This is a genomic window from Enterovibrio coralii (genome assembly GCF_001559595.1).
GTDB lineage: Bacteria > Pseudomonadota > Gammaproteobacteria > Enterobacterales > Vibrionaceae > Enterovibrio > Enterovibrio coralii.
This window is the reverse complement of record NZ_LNTY01000025.1, coordinates 295,522-302,470: the sequence shown is the minus strand read 5'-3', so window position 1 is coordinate 302,470 and position 6,949 is coordinate 295,522. Positions and strand designations below refer to the sequence as shown.

6 protein-coding genes and 1 pseudogene are annotated in these 6,949 nt (G+C 46.2%); all 7 read left to right on the top strand.

The window, feature by feature from the left end:
* A pseudogene (locus ATN88_RS28855) lies at positions 1–402 on the top strand (type VI secretion system tip protein VgrG); the annotation flags it as partial.
* A 7-nt stretch (positions 403–409) separates the two neighbouring features.
* Positions 410–1,270, top strand: coding sequence for a DUF4123 domain-containing protein (locus tag ATN88_RS08445; RefSeq protein WP_067414059.1), 861 nt, complete (start codon positions 410–412; stop codon positions 1,268–1,270).
* Entirely contained in the window at positions 1,267–4,716 is a 3,450-nt protein-coding gene (locus ATN88_RS08440) for a toxin VasX (protein ID WP_067414056.1), read from the top strand. The genes ATN88_RS08445 and ATN88_RS08440 overlap by 4 nt, the downstream gene beginning before the upstream one ends.
* A complete protein-coding gene (locus ATN88_RS08435) occupies positions 4,713–5,276 on the top strand; it encodes a hypothetical protein (protein WP_067414053.1) in 564 nt (187 codons plus the stop codon). The genes ATN88_RS08440 and ATN88_RS08435 overlap by 4 nt, the downstream gene beginning before the upstream one ends.
* Positions 5,252–5,818, top strand: coding sequence for a hypothetical protein (locus ATN88_RS08430; protein ID WP_067414050.1), 567 nt, complete (start codon positions 5,252–5,254; stop codon positions 5,816–5,818). The genes ATN88_RS08435 and ATN88_RS08430 overlap by 25 nt, the downstream gene beginning before the upstream one ends.
* Complete coding sequence (locus ATN88_RS08425; RefSeq protein ID WP_067414047.1) at positions 5,815–6,237, top strand: hypothetical protein; 423 nt, start codon at positions 5,815–5,817, stop codon at positions 6,235–6,237. The genes ATN88_RS08430 and ATN88_RS08425 overlap by 4 nt, the downstream gene beginning before the upstream one ends.
* Positions 6,231–6,902 (top strand): DUF6708 domain-containing protein, encoded by a 672-nt coding sequence (locus ATN88_RS08420; RefSeq protein ID WP_157490683.1) that lies wholly within the window; start codon positions 6,231–6,233, stop codon positions 6,900–6,902. The genes ATN88_RS08425 and ATN88_RS08420 overlap by 7 nt, the downstream gene beginning before the upstream one ends.
* Positions 6,903–6,949 lie beyond the last annotated feature (47 nt).

The following is a 6,949-nucleotide window of genomic DNA, read 5'->3' as shown; positions in this document are numbered from 1 at the left end:
GACTGTAGACCCTAATTTTTCCATGAAAGCAGGTGTTAGTTTACTCAATAACGCTGGCGGTGAAATTCACCTAAAAAGTGGTCATAAATCCGTATTAGAAGCCTATACCGAAGTCACTCTCAAAGTCGGTGGTAACTTTGTGAAAATAGACCTGCTGGGGTGCATATTGTCGGCTCAGTGATCAATATTAATTCCGGAGGCAGTGCAGGTTCTGGCTCAGGATTTGACGGAGAAATACCGAATTTGCCATTAGGATTAAGTTCCGAAGTGGCACCGGATGATTGTCTACTAAATCGGTCTTTAGCAACAAAGGCATCAATGTCGCCACTTCTTAGATCCCGTCAGATTGCAGCACTAAAAACGTCTGATCCTGTGTGTGAACAGTGTGAAGAATCGAGGTAAATTTGACATGTTAGGAACAGACTTACCTAAGCCATTTCCAGAGATGGATCTGCACGGCGGCAAGCACCTTTACCTCATACTTGACGCTACTCAAATACAGAAAGTGGAAACGTTCCTGTATCAAGTTGAAGGGAACCCACAGTACGAGCCCGTTTACCTCAATTCTCCGTGGAACGAACTTAAAGAAGTTTCACCCTGCGTCGTTGTCGCAACAAGGAATATCATTGATTGGTTTAGGAAAAATGCCAACGCGAACCAAGGATACTTTTTTTCTTCCTTTGCAAACTTAGAGGAAGTAGCAGAAACAATGCGTAGAGTCATTCAAGTGAAAACACCCTACGGCAGTTCGGTATTCTACAAAATGGCACATGCCGAAGCTGCCTGGGTACTGTTTGATGACGAGTGTTCCGTACTCTGGCATAACATTGAGCAAGTTTGGCTACCTACCCGCGATGGTTGGAAATCCAAAAACAAACCCAACACTCTCTTTTCCCTGGCGCCGCAACCAATAACGTTCACAGAAAAACAGTGGGCACTGCTTGGCCAAATCAGTTGGCGAAACTCTCTAGAGAAGATAGAAAAACACATCACAAAATGGTTCAACGACTCTCTCCCTCAAGCAGATAATCACTGGGTAAGAGAGCAAGCTTCTCGCGCATACCAAAAAGGGTTTTCTTCAGAACGGGACCTTTTGCAGTATTTCACGGTATTGGGGTTTCTTGGTGAAAATGCACTTACAGAAGACGCTTACCCCGACCTGTACCAACTGATAAATGTCCCTTCAGCCCAAACACCCTCTCAACGCATAGAAAGAGCCGCTTTGCTGGCTGAACGTTACATAAACTCGACTCAGGAGCACACACTTTGACCTCCCCAGTACAAGATGCCCAATGTGGTGATACTAAAGATGCGCAAAGCCCGACGGGAGTGTGTTCGTTAAAGCAAGGGAGCATTCAGTTACTACCAATACGTTATGCTTTAGTCGAGTCAGAGCAAGAACACAGTGCAATAGCAAGTGCTCATTCTGCCAAAATAAAATTCAGACCCGTTGGTATCAGGCCTCTATTCAGTGATGGATTTATTTACGTAATTCACAGCGAACGACAAGACATCATTTACGCATTTTCGGTCACCACCGATAGCAAAGTGACCAAGCTTGAACAAAAATCGTTTCAAGAAACTCAGGACGGGCAAGAGTTTGTGTACACCGAGTCAGAGACTGGCTTGCTGGTAAAAAGAAGTGGCAGTATCGACGTTCTCTTTAGTCGGCTTCCTATCTCCCCAAAACTTCAAGGTCAGCTCCTTAACGATACGTCTCTCAGACGACAGATCATGCAACGATGTAACCTGAGTTCATACAAAGCCGATAATGGTTCACGTCACTTATTACCACCTGAGCACTTGCATCAATATCTCGCTGATTGCACACCGGAAAAGAGTACCAATATAAAAGAACAACAATGGTGCTGGGAAACTGAAAAGCCTGAGATTTACAACGTCGAGAACATATTAAGCAACACGCTAAGCCAATATCAAAAAGACAGGGCAATTTTATTGTTGGAAGACCCAATAGGATTGATGAATGAACTTTCCGGCGCATTTATATCCATCGCCAATCAAAAACAAGTTTGGTTTGCCTCTGATGAAAACAGTGCAAAGTACTTTGCTGCATCACAGATAAAAATGCTGATGGTACTGCAAGAGGACCATTTCCTTCAGCACAGCAAGGACGACAAATTAAACACGTATATCAACAACAACTTCCAAGAAGTACAAGAACGCTATGACGCTTATACAAGCTCTCGTGATGCCCTACAAAGGCTGACCGCACAAGAAGATAGTACGGTTTACGGTTACCACTTCCGATCTGCAGCACTTAACTATGAAACTGCCGATGAATATGGGCGACAAATTCGGCTAAACCAAGAGCTTGCAGATAAAATCGGCGTTCCAAGGAAACATCTCGATAGGGTTTTCCGACAAGTCCGCGCGCAGCACCACACGTTACTTGAAGGCGGTATGGGTCATCGCGGGATACTGGATCGAATTGAAGAGGAGGAAATGGAAACCTGGTTCAGACCGTCCCACGAGAAAGTCGTCAATTGGCAAAAACAATTAGAAAGCCTTGATGATGACCGTTTGAACATGCTTACCCCTGCATATCAAGCCATGCCCGTGTTTGACAAAGAAAATAAAGATGGGCTTCTTGCCCGACTTAGAATAGAGAATCACTGGGCATACAACCTCGCCTTCCAAGAGAAAAACCTCCCTGCGTATCGTCGGTTTTTCTTTGAGGAAATTGGTGAACAAAATACCCAGTTATTCCGCAGTAACGCAGAGAACGTCGCCACATTTCAAGACAATACGGGCCGAACCGATATTGTCAACTTACTGAGCACCTCTGACGCAGCGCTGGCAACCAGCGAAGGCTTGAAACCACTGGAAGATTTACGCGTCTATATGGAAGGCCAGAACTTTACACTTATCGACGATCTGCCTGGTAACATCAGAAATGAGTTCAGTTTGTTTGGCCTTCAATTGGCCAACTTATCTCTACTGGAAGTCAATAGCTTGATTGAACAAGCACTGGATCTTCAGCTAAAAGCGGACCAAATAACACAACGCCTCTCACCGGGTTTTGCCTTGTTATTATTGGGGCATCGTAAAAATGCCGATATCTCACTCAACATGGGAGGTGCGGAAGGGGCGAAGCAGCTTGATAGGCTACTGGACGACCTGATTACCCTGAAAGAAAACCTTGAAATCACACAAAAGCAACTCAATCAGGTCGAACAGTTGAAAGGCTTAACAGCCGCAGAAAAAGACGCCCAACGCGCCCGCTACAGACAGGCATTGCATGACGTTCGTGAAATGACGGAGCGTAAACTCAAGCAACTTCAAGCTCACGCCTCCCCAATCGGCGGTTCAGGCTCTCACCTACCGACACAAATTTCCATCACTGTAAAAGACAACGCAATAGATGACGTCAATAAAATAAAAACATTGAAGCAAGAAATCTTGGCCAATGAGCTTCTTTATGGAACACCGGACAGCTCCAAGTTCAGCATCAAAGGAAATATCGGCGCAGGTTCTCTCGCATTCATCACGTTTATGGTCGAAGCGTGGAACTGGGGCGAGACAGCGAAAGAGCTGGGGAGAAAGTCAGATTGGGATCGTTTTGATAAAGCCACCCACGCGTCCAACTTTCTCAGTGTGACGTCATCTGCCCTTTCACTATCTACAGAGATCCTTCGCTCCACAGCATTGATCCAGCACTTTAAAACTGGCACCGACGTCAGTCAGAATCTGGTCGGTAAAGTGGTTGCCCTAGGCACTACAGCAGCGTCGATTCCTCTACTTTTGTCGTCGGCAGCTAATGGTATGGTGCAGGGAGAGCGCATTGAAAAGAGTTGGCAAAAAGGCGATATGGCCGCGGTGGCTGGGGCCAGCTTTGCCTTGATGGGCAACGGTGTTCAAGGCTGGTATTCAGGGCGCATAGTATATGCGGGCACCAGAGCGTCAATGGCGGCTATAGCAAGTGAAATCACCTGGGCTGTCGCTGGGGTTCGTACTTTTGGTGTAGCATTGGCTTCTAACCTTGGGTTACTTGCAGCCAGTGCACTCATCTTTGTAGGAGAACTGATATATAACTCCACCCAGTCGACCCCTCTGATGCTATGGGTAAGCCACTCTAATTGGGGTAAAGACAAAACGTGGTGGTTTGATGGCAACAGAAACTGGGACAGCCTCACCCAATTAACAAAATGGATTGAAGTGACACAAGCACCTCAAGTATTGATTGAAGCAAAGCAAAGCAGACGCATTGTATATACATCGCCGCGGGATCTTACTTCAAGCTATGAAACCTATCACTATGTCTCCGTTCTAAGCATATTTATCCCGCAGGCGAAACCACATCAAGTAAAACTGGCCGGTTTTATAAAACATAAAGGCTCAGACAAGACCATTGATATTACCCAGTCCGAGTTACTTGCTAAACCAAGAGTCAGTGACGATGGCATGAATACCGTCTATGAATTTGATTTTCCGCAGGACAGCCAACGCCACCATAATCTTGAGTATCTCGATCTACTGGTCGCAGTCACCTCAAAGTTTGGCACGGTATTGTTTGATGACCAGTCTGGTGCCAGATTTACCATCAATCTACAACACCCAGAGAATCTCGAACAAGTCGAAGGTCAACAAAACCTCTATCTCGTGGAGCAGTTGGAAAAAGAAGACGGTCAATTGACCCGAAGAAAATCCTTGGAGTCCGCTTTACTCCCCATCAGAAACATAGAGGAATCGTTATGACTACACACGACTTTCCCTTTTTTGCCGGCCAACTGACTAACAAAACCTTTGGCAGCAGTTTGGTGCTCAGCCCTGTCCCGGTGTACACCAATCTTCCTCCTTTAGACACCCATGATATTTTGGTCAATAAAACAGATAGTTACATTGAGATGGGCGGTGCAGGCGGCATGATTTTCCAAACCCAGCAAATGTGGGTTATCTTCTTGATGAGTCTTGGTATTCCAATCTGGCTGCTATGGAGTGATGGGGGCATAATGGGATTTATCAATGCCTTTTATAGAGAGCAGAAAATCGATGGCGTTTGGGTAGATATATTAGACCCAATGCAGGTATTTGGGGGAATAGGGTTATTTTTTATCCCCATGCTTGCAGGGTGTTCATTCTATTCAAAGTCCATAGCCACGCTCGGAAAACGCTTACCCAAACTCTTCCTGTACGTTTCCACCGTCAGCGTCGGGAAATTATGTTTTCCCGCTGGAACAAAGAGAAAAAATGCACTGAGTACCGCTTTTTTCCTTGGGAAACAGCCTGTGCCATGGTCGGCCAGAGCAGTGCCATAACAACTGGCGGGGTATTCACCACCGCGTCTTTGATCATTGGTATCAACAGTGATGAAAAACACGGCTACTTCTGGGGAACCCTGCAAACCGGAGCCATCACCAAGTTTCACGCCGCCAGTTTGTGGGAGATGATCCGCACCTACATGGAAGATGGTCCAGAGTATATCGGTAAACCTTCCCCCTTAACCTACCAAGGACTCAAGCAACAACATTGCGAAGCGTATGAGATCGAAGAAAAAGAGTTCGGTTTTTGGCGACACTTCTGGTGGGCTATCAACGGCACTTGGCTTGGGATTTGGCGCATCAACCATGAAACCAAAAAGATGAAACAAAATGCAGAAACGTTTCAGGAAATCGTCGAATGGAGTAAGCCGATACCGGAATCGCAATGGGCTACACCCAGTAACGAATTGAATCACTATAACGAAATCCTCGATCGCATTGATTACAACAAGGGACTCACCATTTTTGATGTGGGTGATATTAGGGTGAAGTATCCTTATCGACAACCGTCGCTCAAAAGGGAAAGTATGACGCCATGACTCTACACGACTTTCCCTTTTTTGCTGGTCAAGTGACTGACAAAACCTTTGGCAGTAGTTTGGTAATAAGCCCTGTCCCGGTGCACACCAATATTCCCCCATTAGATACCCACGATATTTTGGTTAAAAAGACCGACAGCTACATTGAAGTCGGCGGTGCCGGCGGCATGATTTTCCAAACCCAGCAAATGTGGGTCATGTTCTTGATGACTCTCTGGCTCCCGCTCTACCTTCTCTGGGGAAATGGAGGCGTAATGGGGTTTATCGATGCCATTTATCGAGAGCAGAAAATCGATGGGGTATGGATTGATGTATTAGACCCTATGCTGACATTTGCTGGGATTGCGGTTTTTTTCTACCTATGCTGGGTGGGTGGTTCATTCTTTACAAAGTCCATAGCCACGCCCGAAAAATGCTGACTCAAACCCTGCCCGTACGTTTCCACCGTCAGCGTCGGGAAATTATGTTTTCCCGCTGGAACAAAGAGAAAAAATGCACCGAGTACCGCTTTTTTCCTTGGGAAACCGTCTGTGCCATGGTCGGCCAGAGCAGTGCCATGACAACTGGTGGGGTATTCACCACCGCGTCTTTGATCATTGGCATCAACAGTGATGAAAAGCACGGCTATTTCTGGGGCACCCTGCAAACCGGCGCCATCACCAAAGTACACGCCGCCAGTTTGTGGGAGATGATCCGCACCTATATGGAAGATGGCCCAGAATACATTGGTGAACCTTCCCCCTTAACCTACCAAGGACTCAAGCAACAACATTGCGAAGCGTATGAGATCGAAGAAAAAGAGTTCGGTTTTTGGCGACACTTCTGGTGGGCTATCAACGGCACTTGGCTTGGGATTTGGCGCATCAACCATGAAACCAAAAAGATGAGACAAAATGCCGAAACGTTTCCGGAAGTCGTCGAATGGAGTAAACCAATACCTGAATCGCAATGGGCTACACCCAGTGACGAGTTGAATCACTACAACGAAATCCTCGACCGCATTGATTACAACAAGGGACTCACCATTTTTGATGTGGGTGATATCAGGATGAGATATCCATATCGCCCGCGTGAAATCGCTTAAATGAACTCTTTAATTTGATTATCTATCGCTAGCAATAAGCTGGAAGA

Coding starts and splice junctions, on each gene's coding strand:
- ATN88_RS08445 (WP_067414059.1), top strand. CDS start 410: ATGTTAGGAACAGACTTACCTAAGCCATTTCCAGAGATGGATCTGCAC.
- ATN88_RS08435 (WP_067414053.1), top strand. CDS start 4,713: ATGACTACACACGACTTTCCCTTTTTTGCCGGCCAACTGACTAACAAA.
- ATN88_RS08430 (WP_067414050.1), top strand. CDS start 5,252: ATGGTCGGCCAGAGCAGTGCCATAACAACTGGCGGGGTATTCACCACC.
- ATN88_RS08425 (WP_067414047.1), top strand. CDS start 5,815: ATGACTCTACACGACTTTCCCTTTTTTGCTGGTCAAGTGACTGACAAA.
- ATN88_RS08420 (WP_157490683.1), top strand. CDS start 6,231: ATGCTGACTCAAACCCTGCCCGTACGTTTCCACCGTCAGCGTCGGGAA.